This is a genomic window from Maricaulis sp. (genome assembly GCF_030149515.1).
Lineage (GTDB): Bacteria > Pseudomonadota > Alphaproteobacteria > Caulobacterales > Maricaulaceae > Maricaulis.
Genome location: NZ_JASBRI010000018.1, coordinates 21,844 through 36,665 on the forward strand (window position 1 = coordinate 21,844; position 14,822 = coordinate 36,665).

A 14,822-nucleotide genomic window follows, 5' to 3' on the forward strand; every position below is an offset into this window, starting at 1 on the left:
TGCGTTCATCATACTTGCGGGCGGGGAGGGCTGGATGGCGGACGACGCCGACACCGACGCACCTCAGGCGGATGCGAGACGTCCCGGACGCGCCGGGACCGTGCTGGCAATTGCCGGCGTGCTGGCGCTGGGTGGCTGGCTGGGCTGGCGCTATCTCGACCGGCCGCCCGACGATCTCTGGCAGGCGGCGACCGTCCCCTACGATCCGGAATGCTCGGAGGGCTGCGAGGTCTTCCGCGACCAGATCCCGGCCGGTCATGGCGGGCGCTACGACGCCCAGCTGACGCTGCTGGTCGATCCCGATCTCGACGACCCGATCGCCCAGTGGAGCGATTGCGTCGACAGCGTCTTCACCTGCCTCGGCACGGATGCCCCGCGCGACGATGCCGGGCGGGCCGGCCATCTGCGCGGCTGTGTGGCGCAATCGGCCTGTCCCGATCCCTGCCGCCAGCGCTATGCCAGCCGTTCCGGCGGCGGCCTGGACGGCGCGGTTGAGGCCTTCGGCACGATCTTTCTCGAGGAGGATGCCTGGTGCGCCCCGCGGCAATGATCCCGGCGCCCCGCCGCCTCCTCGCCTTCGCGCTCGTGGTGAGTGCGTCGCTGGGGCTGCTGGCATGGGATACCAAGGAGGCGTTGCGGCGTCCGGCCGGTGCGGCCAGCGGCGTCTCCCAGGATCATCACCGGGCCAAATGGGCCGGGCTCTATTACTGCCATGAGCGCAGCGCCGCTCTGTGCACCGAGAACGAGCATGCCTGGCTGGCACATGTCGCCCTGGAACGCGCCGCGCCGGGCTATCCCTGGGGCTTCTCGCCGCGGACGCAGCTCTATGCGCTCGATCTCAATGCCGGCTATTTCCGTGACGAGATCAGTACGCTGTCCGGCGCCTGGGCGGACGAGGCCGACGTGATGGGCATTCCGCGCCGCGCCCTGGCGGGCGCACCCAACTGGGCGGGCGTCCCCGATATCAGCTATTCCATCTACGACTGGATCAACAAGAACGAACTCTGTCCGCCCATGCCGACCGGCGAATTACCGCCGGATACGCCGGGCGACTGCCACAATTATACCTACTGGCAGGGTGGCGGGTTCAACGCCTCCCATTTCGGCTCCCAGGCCACCATGTCCTACCGGCAATTGCACCGCACGGCGCTGAACCTGGCCGGCCGCGCGCGGCGCATGCGTGAGGCACTGGGCGATGACGCGGCCAATCTGGAACTGCACGGCGATGCGGTACGCGAGGCCGAGCTGATGGCGCTGGCCTATGAGGGCTATGCCCAGCATTTCCTGCAGGACCGCTGGGCCATGGGCCACATGTTCGAGCGCTGGGGCGCGCCGGAATACAGCGCCCGCGGGGCCGGGGTGGATGTCGCCAAGGCGCTGATCACCGGCGGTTTCACAGGCATTGTGCACGGCTACCAGTCGGTCACCCACCTGCCCGACGCCCTGTCCTCGCCGGAGGTGGTCGATCGCAGCTTCATTTCCAACCTCCTGTCCTACGCCAAGGAATCCCTCCTCAGCCTGGTCGGCCTCGGCGATACGTCGGGCGGGCGTCCGCCGGCGGAGATCTATGTGCCGGAATGGCGGCACGAGGTGGGGCCCGGCGACACGCATGGCGGGGTCGGGGATTATCGCGGCCAGGACATGATGCGCGGCAGCTATGCGGCCCGTTTCGAGGCTGGCGATGTCGCACTGGAATACAATTCCGACATGCCGATCAATGTCGTGCGCCAGCGCGAGGAAATGCTGCAATGCTCGGCCGCGGGGTTCAAATCGGTGATCGAGGGGTTCGGCACCAATTCCGCCGGCGGCTACGGCATTGACGGCGTCAATGTGAATGCCTCCATCCCCTCCGAACAGGGCCATTCCTGCTTCGATATCTGGGCGACCAACGAATCCATGGCAGTGGGTTTCGGGCCCGAATTCGCCACAGCCGGTGCGCTGGCCAGCCTGGGCCGGATGATCATCCAGGTCGGGCGTGCCATCGGCGAGACCGTCGGTACGATCGAGGAAGACGACGAGTACATCCCCGAAGTGGCGGCCTTCGTGTATTCCGACCGCTCGGTCGCGCTGGACACCACGCGCATCTATGCGTGGGTCAAGCTGCGGGCCTATCAGGATCCCTCGGGGATCGATCTGGCCCGGGGCGGGATGAGCGATCTTGTGGGCGTGCCCACGGGCGACAATTTCCCCGTTGCCTCCTATTTCGAACCGCCGGACCTCACCACGCTGCGCGACGAGGACCCGCGCGGACGCGACGCCCAGACCATTTTCGGCTTCTTCAACCGCGCTCATGCAGACTGGTTCTGTGCCCGCTCGGACCGGATGCTGGGCGAGCTGCGCCGGGCCACCCGCGACCGCGAGCGCGCCACTTGCCGCATCCTTGCCCAGCGCGTCTATGAAGGCGTGCGCGAGGACACGCCGATCATCGAGGAATACCTGTCGGCGATCGTTGATGGCGAGCGTCAGCAGGCCGATCCCCTGTGCGAGATCGCCTCCTCCAACTGGTCCTCGCCCCGCCTCGACGGTGACGGGCTGGCCGAACTGCATCCGGGCTATGTGTCCTGGGATTTCTCGCGCGATCAGAGCCGGGCCTTCGAGATGGATGATGAGGGGCTGGCCTATCGCTCCGTGGCAAACTGGTGCGATGCCGTCCCGGTGATCGATTTCAGCGACGATGAGGAAGAGGCCGATGCCGGCGTGGTCGCCGTGGTGGAAGATACCCGCGACACGCTTACCATCGAGGGACGTCATTTCGGTGACGAGCCGGGCGAGCTGCTGGCCGGGCGTTCGCCGCAGAGCGCGGTCGCTATCACCGATATCGAGGACTGGCGCGACGGCCGCATCCGCTTTTCCGTCGAGAATGTGTTCGCCGATATCCGCTTCAACGCCCAGGACGAGACCTATCTCTTCATCCGCCGGGCCGTGGCGGGGGGCGAGGAAGACCCCGGCCGCGCCAGTGTCGGGCGTTTCGTGCTGCGCCGCGACGTTGTCACGCCGCGGATCGCCCGCGTCGAGATCGGTGGTGAGGAGCGCGATGCCTATTACCGCTATACCGCGCCGCCGCTGCCGGATGCGGACGTGTCCGGGGAGCCCGCCGAAGGCTTTGCCGAGGCCAGCGGGACCGAGGTTCCCGAGGCCGATGAGGACAATGCCTTCTATCCCGTCCCGCCGGCAGAGACGCTGACCGTCGAAATCGAATTCGATGCCGGGATGGAGCCGGATACCGAGCGCGAGGCCTTCCTGCTGAATGGCGAGCCCATCGAGGGTGACTGGGCGGGCGAGCGCCGCTGGCGCGGCACCGTGGAGGTCGCCGATGCGGACGGGTTCCGGCGTGGCGGGCGGACCCTCTCGGTCATGGCGCGCTCGACCCGCGGCGCCTTTGTCGATGGCGACCCCGAAACCGAGGGCGCCCAGCCCGATACCGATCACCGCCTCCTGTTCGATACGCTCCCCGTTTTCCTGGACCGCATCGCCGTGCGCGGCGGCGGGCGGACGATCTACGATGCGCGCTGGCGCGGCGAGCTGGACTACGAGGACGAGCCCAATCTGACCCACCGCGCCCTGGGCAATCCGGAACGGCGGCTGGATGTGGCCCGGGCCGGCCAGGCCCCGGCCGAGGGCGAGGGCCGGATGCGGCTGCAGTTTTCCGCCGGTCTCGACGCGGCGCCCGTAGTCCGGATCGGTGGCGCGGAGGTCGAATTCGAAGGCGAGGGTGCGCGCTGGGAAGGCCGGTTCGATTTCGCCGAAGCTGCCACCGGGCAGGACGAGAACGGCGATCTGCCCGTAGATGTGCGGCTGGGGGACGGCATCCAGGATGCCGATCCGCGCACCGGTGCCGTGATCGGCGATCCCGCCCGCTGGTCCTCGGGCCTGTACTGGGAAGGCCTGGAATCCGAGCGTGGCGGTGCGACGTCGGCGCGCGGCGGCCCGGACCGGTGGCACCGTATCGGCCCTCCGCCGGCCCTGTCCCTGCTGGTCATTCTCGACGGATCCGGGTCGATGGAAACCAATAACCGCATGGGCAATGCCAAGACCGGCATCATGCAGACGCTGGACAATCTGCCCGAGGACCAGGTGATCGAGGTCGGGCTGGTCGCCTTTACCGATTGCAACAGCTATATCCGCCAGTCCTTTACCCGCGATATCGAGCGCGTACGCGAACGGGTCAATTCGATCAGCCCGTCGGGCGGCACGCCGCTGGCCGCGGCCCACGATCAGGGCCGGGCCCTGTTTGCCGCCTCCGGCGATCCCCGCGCCGAGGAATGGCGCTTTGCCACTTTCACTGACGGGGCGGAGACCTGCGACGGCAATGTCGTAGCGTCGGCGCGGGCCCTGCAGTCCCTGGTCAACGCCCATCGCGCCCCCGACCGTGTACCGCCGGAAGATCCGCCCGCACCCGAGCCCCCCGATCCGCCGGCCGAATGCCGCGTGGCGAGCTGGCGCGGCTATTCCGTGGACGTGGAGGATGGCGGCCGCCATCTCGACCGTATCCGCCTGGTCGAACACAGCTATATCGAACGGGCCCTGCCCGACGGACGCTGCCTGGCCTGGCATGAACGCGAAACCTACGGCGTCTATTACGGCTCCATCCGCACACGGGGCGGCGATGTGCAGCGCGCCCGCTGGGGCATCAACAGCGAGCCGAGCGAGACCGAGACGGAATTCGCCAGCTCGGCCCGGTCCGAGGCCCGCCTGCGCGCGGTGCGGGACGCGGCCAGTCGCGTTCGCGGCACGCTGGTCGATCTTGACGCGGCGCGTGAACGTATCGACCGGGCCGTACAGGCCGCCCAGCCGGAGAGCGGCTGATGCGTCCGGTTCTGCTCCTCCTGCTCACTCTTGTGCTGCCCGTATGCGCCGAAGCCCAGCGGCGTCAGTCACTCGATCCGGAGCGGATCGAAACCCTGCGTTTCGACGAGACCGGGCTGGCCCATGTCCGCGTCGATATCGACCATCCCGGACGGCCCGCCTTCGACCTGTTCGCCGCACCGCCGGGCACCGGGCCGGTTGAAATCGTGCTCGCCGGTGAAGGCGAGGCGGCGGCGAAAACGCAGCCCCGCGTCCTCGGCCCCGGGCGTCACGATCTCGATCTGCGCATCGAGGCGCCGGGCGACGGCGTGACGGTGGAGGTCCAGGGGCGGTTGCGGTTCGATCCGCCCTTCGATGCCTTCGAACCGAATGATGGCTGGGAAACGGCCCGCGACATCGATCTGCCCTTTCACCGTCTCGTCCGGGTTTCGCGCGGGGATGCCGACTGGTTCCGCATCGACGCGCCCGCAGGCGGGGTGATCGGCATTCACCTGCACCATTTCGGCGGCAATTATCAGGGGCCGCGCATCGAAGTGCTCGATCATCGCGGCGAGCGCATCTACCAGACCGCCGACAATAATTTCGCCTGGCGCTCGATGCGCTATGTGCGCGCCGAGGGGCGGCCGATCCATATCGGCCTGTCCGACACGGTGGACTGGGCGGAAAACCGGGTCGAGGCCTTCAAGGCGCTGGAAATCGTACATTACAGGCCCGACATCGACGTCACCGGCTCGCTGGTCACACTGGGACTGGAAAGCGAGGATCCCTCCTTCTTCCAGCTCGACCTTGTCGGCGAGGCGCTGGGCCGGCCGGTGCGCTCTGCCGACGAGGCGGAAAGCGTGGCGGCTGAACTCGGCCGGGCCGTCGAGGGCGAAGCCGGGCGCAGCGGGGTCTGGCTGCTGGCCGCGCTTGGCCTGGCGGCGGTGCTGGCGGGCGGCCTTTACCGGTTCCGGCGGCGCAAGCCGGCCCCGCCCGAACCGGGCGATGAACCCGGCAAGGGAGACGCCGGCTGATGCCGATGACACGCCGTGCGGCCGTGGCGGCGATCCTGGCGGGCAGCGCCCTCCCGGCGGCCGCTGGCGCAGACCGGCGCCGGCCGGGGCTGCAGCTTTACTCGCTTCGCGAAGCCATGTCGGCAAGCGTGCCGGACACGCTCGAGCGCGTGGCGTCGATCGGCTATGGCGAGGTCGAGTTTGCCGGTTATTTCGGCCATGGCCCGGCCGAGATCCGGCATTTCCTGGCCGGGGCCGGGCTTGCCGCACCCAGCGCACATGTCGATGCCGTTTCCGCGCGCGACAATCCGCAGGCCGTGATCGACACCACGCTGGAAGCGGGCCATGCCTGTGCCGTCATCGCCTGGATTCCCCAACATCTGCGGCAAGGCGCCGATGACTGGCGCGGCTGGGCGGAAACGCTCAACAGGTTCGGTGCGGCCTGCCGCGAGGCGGGCCTTCAATTCGCCTATCACAATCACGACTTCGAGTTCGCACCGCAGGAGGACGGGCTGGTGCCCTTCGATCATCTGCTGAACGCCTGCGACGCCAGCCTCGTCGGGTTTGAACTCGATATCTACTGGACGCGCCGCGCGGGTGCCGATGCGGCGGCCTTGCTCGCCGCGCACCCCGGCCGTTTCCCGCTTTGCCATGCCAAGGACATGGGGTCCGATGGCGCCATGGTGAGCGTCGGGGCGGGACAGATCGATTTTCCGGCCCTGCTCAATTCACCGGATGGCCGCGGGTTCGAACATGTCTACGCCGAACACGACAACCCGCCCGACCCCTGGACTTTCGCCCGCGACAGCCACGCAGCGCTCTCGCGGATATTGGGCCAGGCGCCCTAATCCACCACCTCCTCGAACGGGCCGACTGGCAGGCCGGTCGTGTCGTAGAGATTGCAGATGGGTGCGTCGGCCCAGCAATAGCGGATATAGGTTGCCGGGGCGGCGGCGTCGCCGGTCAATATGACCGTCGTGCCGTCCAGCTCCGCATCGGCGAATACACAGCCTTCACTGTCGCAGAGTTCGAACCCGGCCGGCCGGCTGTTGCCGATCACCGCGAGCCCGCCGCCCGTACCCTCGAAGGCGATTTCGATCCGCGCGTCCGCGCGTTCGACCGAGGCGGGATTGGCCCCCCAGGCCGGAAGTTCGCCCCCATAAAGCTGGCTCTCGATCGAACGCACCAGGCGGGCCGCCACCGCCTGTTTGTTGGGCGGGTGGATGTCGAACCGGTCGCCGAGATCGATGGCGACGGCGAGGCCGGCGTCTGGATCCGCAAGGGCGACCTGGCGCTGGGCTTCGCGGACCCCGGCCCAGCCGCTGTCGACGGGACCGGATTGCAGGGCGCCGAAATCCGGAAGCTGCACGATAAAGACCGGCAGGCCTTCTCCGAACTGATCGCGCCAATGGCTCAGGAGGGTGTGCAGAAGGTCTTGGTATTCGCCGGGCCGGCCCGTGTTTGACTCGCCCTGATACCACAGGGCGCCGGTCAGGCCGATCGGGCCCAGCGGAGCCACCATACCGTTGTGGATCGTGGTCAGACCGCCGACGGACTCCCAGGGTGCGCGCGCCGGAGCACCGCCCGCCGCCGCGACGCGGTAACGCCAGCCCGTGCCGATGGGCACACGCTCGCCTGTGTCGAATTCCAGCCGCATCCTGTCCGCCGGACCGGTCATGCCGCCGGCCCCCCAACCGTTGAGCACATTGACCAGGAGTGTGTTTTCTCCGGGCCGCAACAGGCCGGCGGGCAGCGTGTAGTGCCGCGGCGTGCCCCAGCCGAAAGTGTAGCCGGCGAACTGGCCATTCACCCAGGTCGCGTCGACTTCGTCGACCCCGCCAAGATGCAGGCTTGCGGCCTGCCCAGCCTGCTCCGCGGTCAGGTTGAACGTGGCAGTATACCAGATCATGCCCAGATGATCGCGCACCTCCGGATCGTCCCAGGTGCGATAGTCGGAGAGTCCGGGAACCGGGCTCCAGTCTGCGCCGGGGCTGGCCCACGGTGCCGTTCCGTGGGCGGCTTGCCAATTGGCCTGCCAGGTCTCGCCGAACTGTGCCGCGGCACGGGTCGGGTCGTCGGCATAGAGATTCAGCAGGTCCAGCCCGCTGTCGAAACTGCCTGTTTCGCGCAGCCTGTCCGCCCCGATCCAGGCTTCGATCCGGGACCCGCCCCAGGAGGCGTCGATCAGGCCCAGCGGCACGTCCGGCCGGGCGGCTTGCAATTCGCGCCCGGTGAAGAAACAGACGGCGGAGAAATCGCGCACGCTGTCCGGGGTCGCGCGCTGCCAGTCCAGCGCCGCGGCGTGGCGGGTCAGCGGCTGCGGCCGGTGGTCGTGCGGAACGGTGAGCAGCCTGATCGTGTCGCTGTGCGGGCCGGCGATCTCGCGGTCGGGATTGAGTGCGCGATAGACGGGGTATTCCATGTTGGACTGGCCCGAGCACAGCCAGACGTCGCCGACCAGCACGCCGGACAGCTCCGCCATGGCTCCGCCGCCGGTCTCCACGGCAATATCGTAGGGACCGCCGGCCTCACGGGCGGGAAAACTGACCGACCAGGCGCCGTCCGGCCCGGCCTGCGCCGTGCGCCGTGCGCCGTCGAAGAAGACATCGACGGTTTCGCCCGGCCCGGCTTCGCCCCAGATCCGGACCGGAGCACCGCGCTGGACCACCATGTGATCGGAGAACACGCTGCCCAGTAGGCGATCGGCGTCCTGCGCGTCAGCGGGGGCGGCCAGGGCAAGACACGCGGCCAGGGCGAGGCCTGCGGATCCGGAGGGGCGATGCAACATGGTGGTCTCCTGGTTTGTCTAAGGCCGGTTGTCTCAGGCCTGCGCGCGTGGCCCCGCAAGGGCTTCGGCCGGGGCGATGGCACCGGGATAGCCGACAACGATGCGGGCCAGCGCCTGACCTGCGCCGACGGCCTCGTCCAGGCCGGCACCGCGCAGGCGGGCGGCCAGGAAACCGGCATTGAAACTGTCTCCGGCGCCGGTCGTGTCGACCACCTGCCTCGCCGGACGGGCGGCCAGCTTGCGTGGCGCCGTGCCGGCCTCCCCGATCCAGCACCCCTCGGCACCGCATTTGGCGACGACGGTCTGCACCCCGGCGGCCTGCCAGCGTGCGATATGGTCTTGCGGGGCGGCCGGGCCGAACAGCAGGTCTTCGTCGTCCAGCGAGGGCAGGACCAGATCGATATCCCGCGCAAGAGCGGTGAACAGGTGCCGGGCCGCGTTCGCACCGGGCCAGCCGCGCGGGCGGAAATTGGGGTCGAAGGCAACCTGTCCGCCATTCTCCCTCACCGCGCGAACGATCCCGAACAGGCGTTCGCGGGCGTGGGCAGAGAGGATCGACAGGGTGATGCCGGAGAAATAGAGCCAGTCGGATTTCGAGGCCGCCGCGATGGCGGTTTCCGATCCGGGCAGGTCGAACATTTCCCGCGCCGCGGAATTGTCGCGCCAGTAGAGAAAGCTGCGTTCGCCCCGCTCGTCGGTCTGGATGGCGTAGAGGCCGGGCATGCGCCTTGGGTGATGCACAACAAGCCCGGTATTGATGCCTTCGGCGTCCCAATTGGCCAGCATTTCATCGGACCAGGGGTCCTGTCCCAGGGCGGTGACATAGGCGGCCGAAACGCCCAGCCGCGCCAGGTATATCGCCGTATTCAGCGTGTCGCCGCCCTGGCCCAGGGTCATCGTTCCGCCCAGCCGGGACCGGCCGGACAGTTCCAGCATGGCCTCACCGATAATGACAACAGCGGGCGCGGTCATGAGCCTACCAGTTCCACAATGTGCCGTCGGTCAGGCGGGCGACGGGCAATTGCTTGGGATTATAGGGATATTTCGCGGCCAGCGCCTCATCGATATCGACACCATGGCCCGGTGTGTCGCCGGGGTGGAGATAGCCGTTCTCGAACCGGTAGGCGTGCGGGAAAACGGCGTCGGTCTCCTCGGTATGGCGCATGTATTCCTGGATGCCGAAATTGGGTACCCAGAGGTCGAAATGAAGCGCCGCGCCCATGCACACCGGCGACAGGTCCGTGGCGCCATGACTGCCGGTACGTACCTGATAAAGCGCCGCTAATCCGGCGATCTGCCTGAGGTGGGTGATGCCGCCGGCGTGGACTACGGTAGTGCGGATGAAGTCGATAAGCTGTTCCTGGATCAGGGTGCGGCAGTCGTGGACGGAGTTGAAGATTTCCCCCACGGCAAGCGGCGTCGTGGTGTGCCGGCGCACCAGGCGGAAGGCCTCCTGGTTCTCCGCCGGCGTGCAATCCTCCATCCAGAACAGGCGGAAGGGTTCTAGATCCTTGCCCAGCCTTGCCGCCTCGATCGGCGTGAGACGGTGATGCACATCGTGCAGAAGCTCGATCTCCTCGCCGTGCTCGGCACGGAGGCGCTCGAAAAGCTTGGGTGCATGGCGCAGATAGTGCGGCGTCGACCACACGGTCTCCTCGGGCAGGGCGCTGTCGGCCGGCTCGTAGTAGAGCCCGCCCTTGCCGACCCCGTACGCCCCCTTGACGCCCGGCACGCCCGACTGGGCGCGGATCGCGCGATAGCCCATGTCCCTGTAGCGTCCGACCGCATCGGCGGTCTCGCCGATATCGGCGCCATTCGCGTGACCATAGACCAGAACGCCTTCGCGCGAGGCGCCGCCGAGGATCTGGTAGAGCGGCAGGCCGGCGGCCTTGGCCTTGATGTCCCACAGGGCGGTATCGACGGCGGCGATGGCCGACATCGTCACCGGCCCGCGGCGCCAATAGGCGCCCTTGTACAAATACTGCCAGATATCCTCGATCCGGTGCGCATCGCGGCCGATCAGGACCGGTATCACATGATCCTCGAGATAGGCCACGACGGCTTTCTCGCGCCCGTTCAGCGTCGCGTCGCCGATACCGTAAACACCTTCATCCGTTTCAATTTTCAGAGTGACGAAATTGCGGCCTGGGCAGGTGACGATGACCGTGGCACGGGTGATTTTCATGGCGGGCCTACAGGGATTATTTGTCTGACAATTGATTGACGCGCCTCGCCGCCTCTGTCAACGTCTGGCGCAATCCGAATCTGAATACGGGAGGGGATGAGAGTATGGATGCGCAGTCGCGGCGCAGACCGGGAGCGGGCAAGTGACCGAGCCGCTGCACCTGCATCCCGACCGGCTTTTCCCGGCCGACGCCTCGACGCGCACCCTTGCGCGCGATCTCTACGAGGCCGTTGCGGCCCTGCCCATCATCAGCCCGCACGGTCATACCGATCCGCAGTGGTTCGCCGAGGACACGCCCTTTCCGGATCCGGCCGCTCTGTTGATCACGCCCGACCACTATGTCTTCCGCATGCTCTACAGCCAGGGCGTGCCCCTGGAGGATCTGGGCATAGCCCCGAAAGGCGAGGGGACAGGCCGCACGGTCGAGACCGATCCGCGCGCCATCTGGCGCCGGTTTGCCGAGCATTATCACGTATTCGACGGCACACCGTCGCAATTCTGGCACGACTGGGTCTATGCCGAGGTGTTCGGACTGGATGTCCGGCTGAGCGCCGGGACGGCGGATCTCTATTTCGACGCCATCCAGGCGCGGATGGCCGAAGCGGATTTCCGCCCCCGGGCCCTGATGGACCGGTTCAACATCGAACTCATCGCGACGACCGAGGACCCGCTCGATCCGCTCGCGCATCACGCGAAAATCAAGCAGGATGCCTGGAATCACCGAGTGATCACCACATTCCGTCCGGACAATGTGCTCGATCCCGACCATCCCGGCTTTGCGGCCAATCTCGACCGGCTGGGCCAGGTGACCGGGCGGGATACGGGCCGCTATGACGGCTACCTGCTCGCACTGGAAGAGCGACGCGCCTTTTTCCGGGCCCATGGGGCGACGGCAACAGATCACGGCCATCCCACCGCCTTCACGGCCGATTTGTCCCGCCAGGATGCGGAGGTTCTTTTCAACCGGGTACGCAATGGGCGCGTCCGCGCTGCGGACGCCGAGACTTTTCGCGGACATATGCTGGTGGAAATGGCGCGCATGTCGCTGGACGACGGCATGGTGATGCAGATTCACCCCGGCTGCTGGCGCAGCCACAATGCGCCCGTACGCGACAGGTTCGGATCGAATATGGGTGACGATCTGCCTGTGGCGACAGATTTCGTCGGCGGGCTGAAGGCGCTGCTCAACCGCTTTGGTAACGAGCCCGGCCTGAAGATCATCGTCTTTACCCTCGACGAAACCACATATTCCAGGGAGCTGGCCCCCCTCGCCGGGCACTATCCGGCCCTCACACTGGGACCGCCCTGGTGGTTTCACGACAGTCCGGAGGGCATGCGCCGCTATCGCGAACAGATGACCGAGACGGCGGGTTTCTACAATACGGCAGGCTTTAACGACGATACGCGCGCCTTCCTGTCAATCCCGGCGCGTCACGATGTGGCCCGGCGGATGGATTGCGCCTTCCTGGCGCGTCTGGTGGCCGAACACCGGCTGACCGAAACCCAAGCGTACCGCATCGCCCGCGACCTCACCTACACCCTCGCCAAGAAGGCCTACCGACTGTGAGCCTGCCGGGCGGATATGTCTCGCGCCGGGCCATGCTGGCGGCCGCGTTGAGCGCGGGCGCGCTGCTGCCGGGATGCCGCCGTGGCCGCAGCGATATCCTGCGCGCAACCGATGCCCAACCGGATGGTTATCCCACCGTCGCCGCCGTGCGCGAAATGGCCCGGCTGATGCACGAACGGTCGGGCGGGCGGTTGCAGGTAAAACTCTATCCCGGCGCCCAGCTCGGGTCGGAACGCGACACGCTGGAAATCACGGTCTTTGGCGGCATCGATTTCAACCGGGTCAATCTCGCACCGCTCAATTCCATTGCACCGGAAACCCGGGTGCCGGCCCTGCCTTTCCTGTTCCGCGACATCTCACATATGCGAGCCGCCATGGACGGAGCCCCGGGACAGCGCATTCTCGACGCGCTGGAACCGCATGGTCTGATCGGCCTGTGCTTTTACGATTCCGGCGCGCGCAGTTTCTATACCCGCGACCGGTTGATCGAAACGCCGGCCGACCTGCGCGGGCTCAAGATCCGGGTCCAGAACTCGGATCTGTTCGTGGCCCTGGTGGATGCGTTGGGGGCGAATGCGACACCGATGCCCTATGGCGAGGTCTATCAGGGCCTGACCCAGGGCGTGGTCGACGGGGCCGAGAATAATTGGCCCTCCTATGAAAGCTCGCGGCATTTCGAGGTGGCGCCCCACTACAGCCTCACACGGCATGTCATGGCGCCCGAAGCGCTGGTGGTGTCCGCGCGCAGCTGGCAGCAGTTCTCCGGGGAGGACCGGGCACTGATCCGGCAATGCGCCCGGGAAAGCGTGCCCTATATGCGCGCGCACTGGGACGCCCGGGTCCGGCGGGCGCGGGAATTGCTTGCCGAGGCCGGTGTTCGGGTAAACGAACCGGATCCCGCGCCCTTTGTCGAGGCCGTGGCGCCGGTGTGGGAGCGGTTCCTTACCACCCCGGACTTGCGCGATCTGGCCGAGGAAATCCGGGCCGTGGGGGCGGGCGATGCTTGAGGCTGTATCCGCCCTGTCGCGCCTGGCCAGCCGGCTGGCGCTGATGGCCTCTGCGGCGGGGCTCGCGGCGATGACGCTGATCGTCGGCTGGCAGGTCTTTGCCCGCTACATGCTCAACGCTGCGCCGCCTTGGACCGAACAAGCAGCCCTTCTGCTGATGCTCTGGTTCATCCTGTTTGCGGCGGCGGCCGGGGTGCGCGAGAGCTTCCATATCCGCCTTTCCCTGCTGGAAGACCTGGTGCCCGCACCGGTCCGGCGCGGCGTGCGCGTTCTCGCACATCTGGTGGTGCTGGTTTTCGGCGCGGTCATGGCGGTGAGCGGTGCGGAGCTGGCGCTGGCGACCTGGAGCCATGTCATCCCCACACTAGGGCTGCCGCGCGGCGTGGCCTACATGCCGCTTTCCGGCGCGGGCGGGCTGATAGCCTTTTTCGCACTGGAACATATCCTGGCGGACATCGTCGGCCGGGAGGTGAAGCCGTTATGGAGCTGATCGTCCTGCTTGTCGTCCTGTTCGGCCTCCTGGCCCTGGGCGTGCCGGTGGCTTTCTCGCTCGGCGCGGCCAGCCTGGCCATGTTCTGGTGGCTGGATATTCCGTTCATTGTTGCCTTCCAGCGGATGACGGCGGGCATGAACGTGTTTTCCCTGATGGCCATCCCCTTCTTCGTCTTTGCCGGAGATCTGATGGCGCGCAGCGGTATCGCCATGCGCCTGGTCAATGTCGCGGAAGCCGCCTTTGGCCGGGCCCGTGGCGGGCTGGGCCAGGTCGATGTCGGAGCTTCGATGATGTTCGGCGCGGTTTCCGGCTCGGCGGCGGCCTCGGTTTCGGCGTTGGGTTCGACCCTGATGCCCATGATGCGGGAGAGGGGCTATGACGGCGACTATGCTGTCAATGTCACGATCACCGCGGCGATCCTGGGCATTCTCATCCCGCCATCGCACAACATGATCATTTACGCCGCCGCGTCCCCGGTCAGCCTGTCGGTCGGAGACCTTTTTCTGGCCGGCGTGGTGCCCGGGCTGGTGGCCGGGGCGGCGTTGATGCTTGCGGCCTGGCTGGTGGCAGTGAACCGGGGTTATCCGCGCGGGACCTTCCCCGGCTGGCCGGTCTTTCTGCGCGCGCTGGCCGGGGCGTTGCCGGGGCTTATGACGGCCTTCATCATCGTGTTTGGCATCCTCCTGGGAATTTTCACGCCAACCGAGAGCTCGGCCATTGCGGTGCTCTACACCCTGGTCATCGGCGTTCTGGTCTATCGCACGCTCGGCTGGACGCGGATGGCGGAAGCCGTGGCCGGAGCGGTGAAGACGACGGCGATGATCATGATGATTATCGGCGCGGCCGGCATGTTCGGCTGGCTGTTTGCCGTACTGGAGGGACCCCAGGCGCTGGCCGCGGCGCTGACGGCGGTGTCCGACGACCCTACCATCGTCCTGATGATGATCCTGATCGTTCTTCTGGTGCTGGGCGCCTTCATGGACA

Annotated in this window: 11 protein-coding genes; 8 read left to right on the plus strand and 3 right to left on the minus strand. The window is 67.2% G+C overall.

Features of this window, described 5'->3' with window-relative positions; translation table 11 throughout:
* Nucleotides 1-34 precede the first annotated feature (34 nt).
* The 4 genes from Q1U94_RS07720 to Q1U94_RS07735 are packed head-to-tail and all read left to right on the plus strand — an operon-like array spanning nucleotide 35 to nucleotide 6,646.
* Nucleotides 35-550 (plus strand): hypothetical protein, encoded by a 516-nt coding sequence (locus tag Q1U94_RS07720; RefSeq protein WP_300543150.1) that lies wholly within the window; start codon nucleotides 35-37, stop codon nucleotides 548-550.
* Entirely contained in the window at nucleotides 532-4,806 is a 4,275-nt protein-coding gene (locus Q1U94_RS07725) for a VWA domain-containing protein (protein ID WP_300543151.1), read from the plus strand. The genes Q1U94_RS07720 and Q1U94_RS07725 overlap by 19 nt, the downstream gene beginning before the upstream one ends.
* Entirely contained in the window at nucleotides 4,806-5,819 is a 1,014-nt protein-coding gene (locus Q1U94_RS07730) for a hypothetical protein (RefSeq protein WP_300543153.1), read from the plus strand. The genes Q1U94_RS07725 and Q1U94_RS07730 overlap by 1 nt, the downstream gene beginning before the upstream one ends.
* A complete protein-coding gene (locus Q1U94_RS07735; RefSeq protein WP_300543155.1) occupies nucleotides 5,819-6,646 on the plus strand; it encodes a TIM barrel protein in 828 nt (275 codons plus the stop codon). Before Q1U94_RS07730 ends, Q1U94_RS07735 begins: the two co-directional genes overlap by 1 nt.
* Here Q1U94_RS07735 and Q1U94_RS07740 read toward each other — a convergent pair.
* Genes Q1U94_RS07740 through manD form a run of 3 tightly spaced genes read right to left on the minus strand, consistent with a single transcriptional unit; the run spans nucleotide 6,643 to nucleotide 10,771 of the window.
* Nucleotides 6,643-8,586 carry a sialate O-acetylesterase gene (locus Q1U94_RS07740; RefSeq protein WP_300543156.1) on the minus strand — a complete coding sequence of 648 codons (1,944 nt, stop codon included), beginning with the start codon at nucleotides 8,584-8,586 and terminating at the stop codon, nucleotides 6,643-6,645. The two genes, Q1U94_RS07735 and Q1U94_RS07740, sit on opposite strands and share 4 nt — an antisense overlap.
* Nucleotides 8,587-8,619: 33 nt before the next feature.
* On the minus strand, nucleotides 8,620-9,558 hold the full coding sequence (locus Q1U94_RS07745) for a sugar kinase (RefSeq protein WP_300543157.1): 939 nt from the start codon (nucleotides 9,556-9,558) through the stop codon (nucleotides 8,620-8,622).
* Between the two features lie 4 nt (nucleotides 9,559-9,562).
* Nucleotides 9,563-10,771 carry a D-mannonate dehydratase ManD gene (gene manD / locus Q1U94_RS07750; protein ID WP_300543158.1) on the minus strand — a complete coding sequence of 403 codons (1,209 nt, stop codon included), beginning with the start codon at nucleotides 10,769-10,771 and terminating at the stop codon, nucleotides 9,563-9,565.
* A 142-nt stretch (nucleotides 10,772-10,913) separates the two neighbouring features.
* Between manD and uxaC the strand changes: the two genes are divergently transcribed.
* The 4 genes from uxaC to Q1U94_RS07770 form a co-directional block, all read left to right on the plus strand.
* On the plus strand, nucleotides 10,914-12,338 hold the full coding sequence (gene uxaC / locus Q1U94_RS07755; protein ID WP_300543160.1) for a glucuronate isomerase: 1,425 nt from the start codon (nucleotides 10,914-10,916) through the stop codon (nucleotides 12,336-12,338).
* Nucleotides 12,335-13,345 carry a TRAP transporter substrate-binding protein gene (locus Q1U94_RS07760; RefSeq protein WP_300543161.1) on the plus strand — a complete coding sequence of 337 codons (1,011 nt, stop codon included), beginning with the start codon at nucleotides 12,335-12,337 and terminating at the stop codon, nucleotides 13,343-13,345. Before uxaC ends, Q1U94_RS07760 begins: the two co-directional genes overlap by 4 nt.
* Nucleotides 13,338-13,835 (plus strand): TRAP transporter small permease, encoded by a 498-nt coding sequence (locus Q1U94_RS07765; protein ID WP_300543162.1) that lies wholly within the window; start codon nucleotides 13,338-13,340, stop codon nucleotides 13,833-13,835. The genes Q1U94_RS07760 and Q1U94_RS07765 overlap by 8 nt, the downstream gene beginning before the upstream one ends.
* On the plus strand, nucleotides 13,826-14,822 hold a 997-nt coding region (locus Q1U94_RS07770; protein ID WP_300543163.1), incomplete at its 3' end, for a TRAP transporter large permease. The genes Q1U94_RS07765 and Q1U94_RS07770, both read left to right, overlap by 10 nt.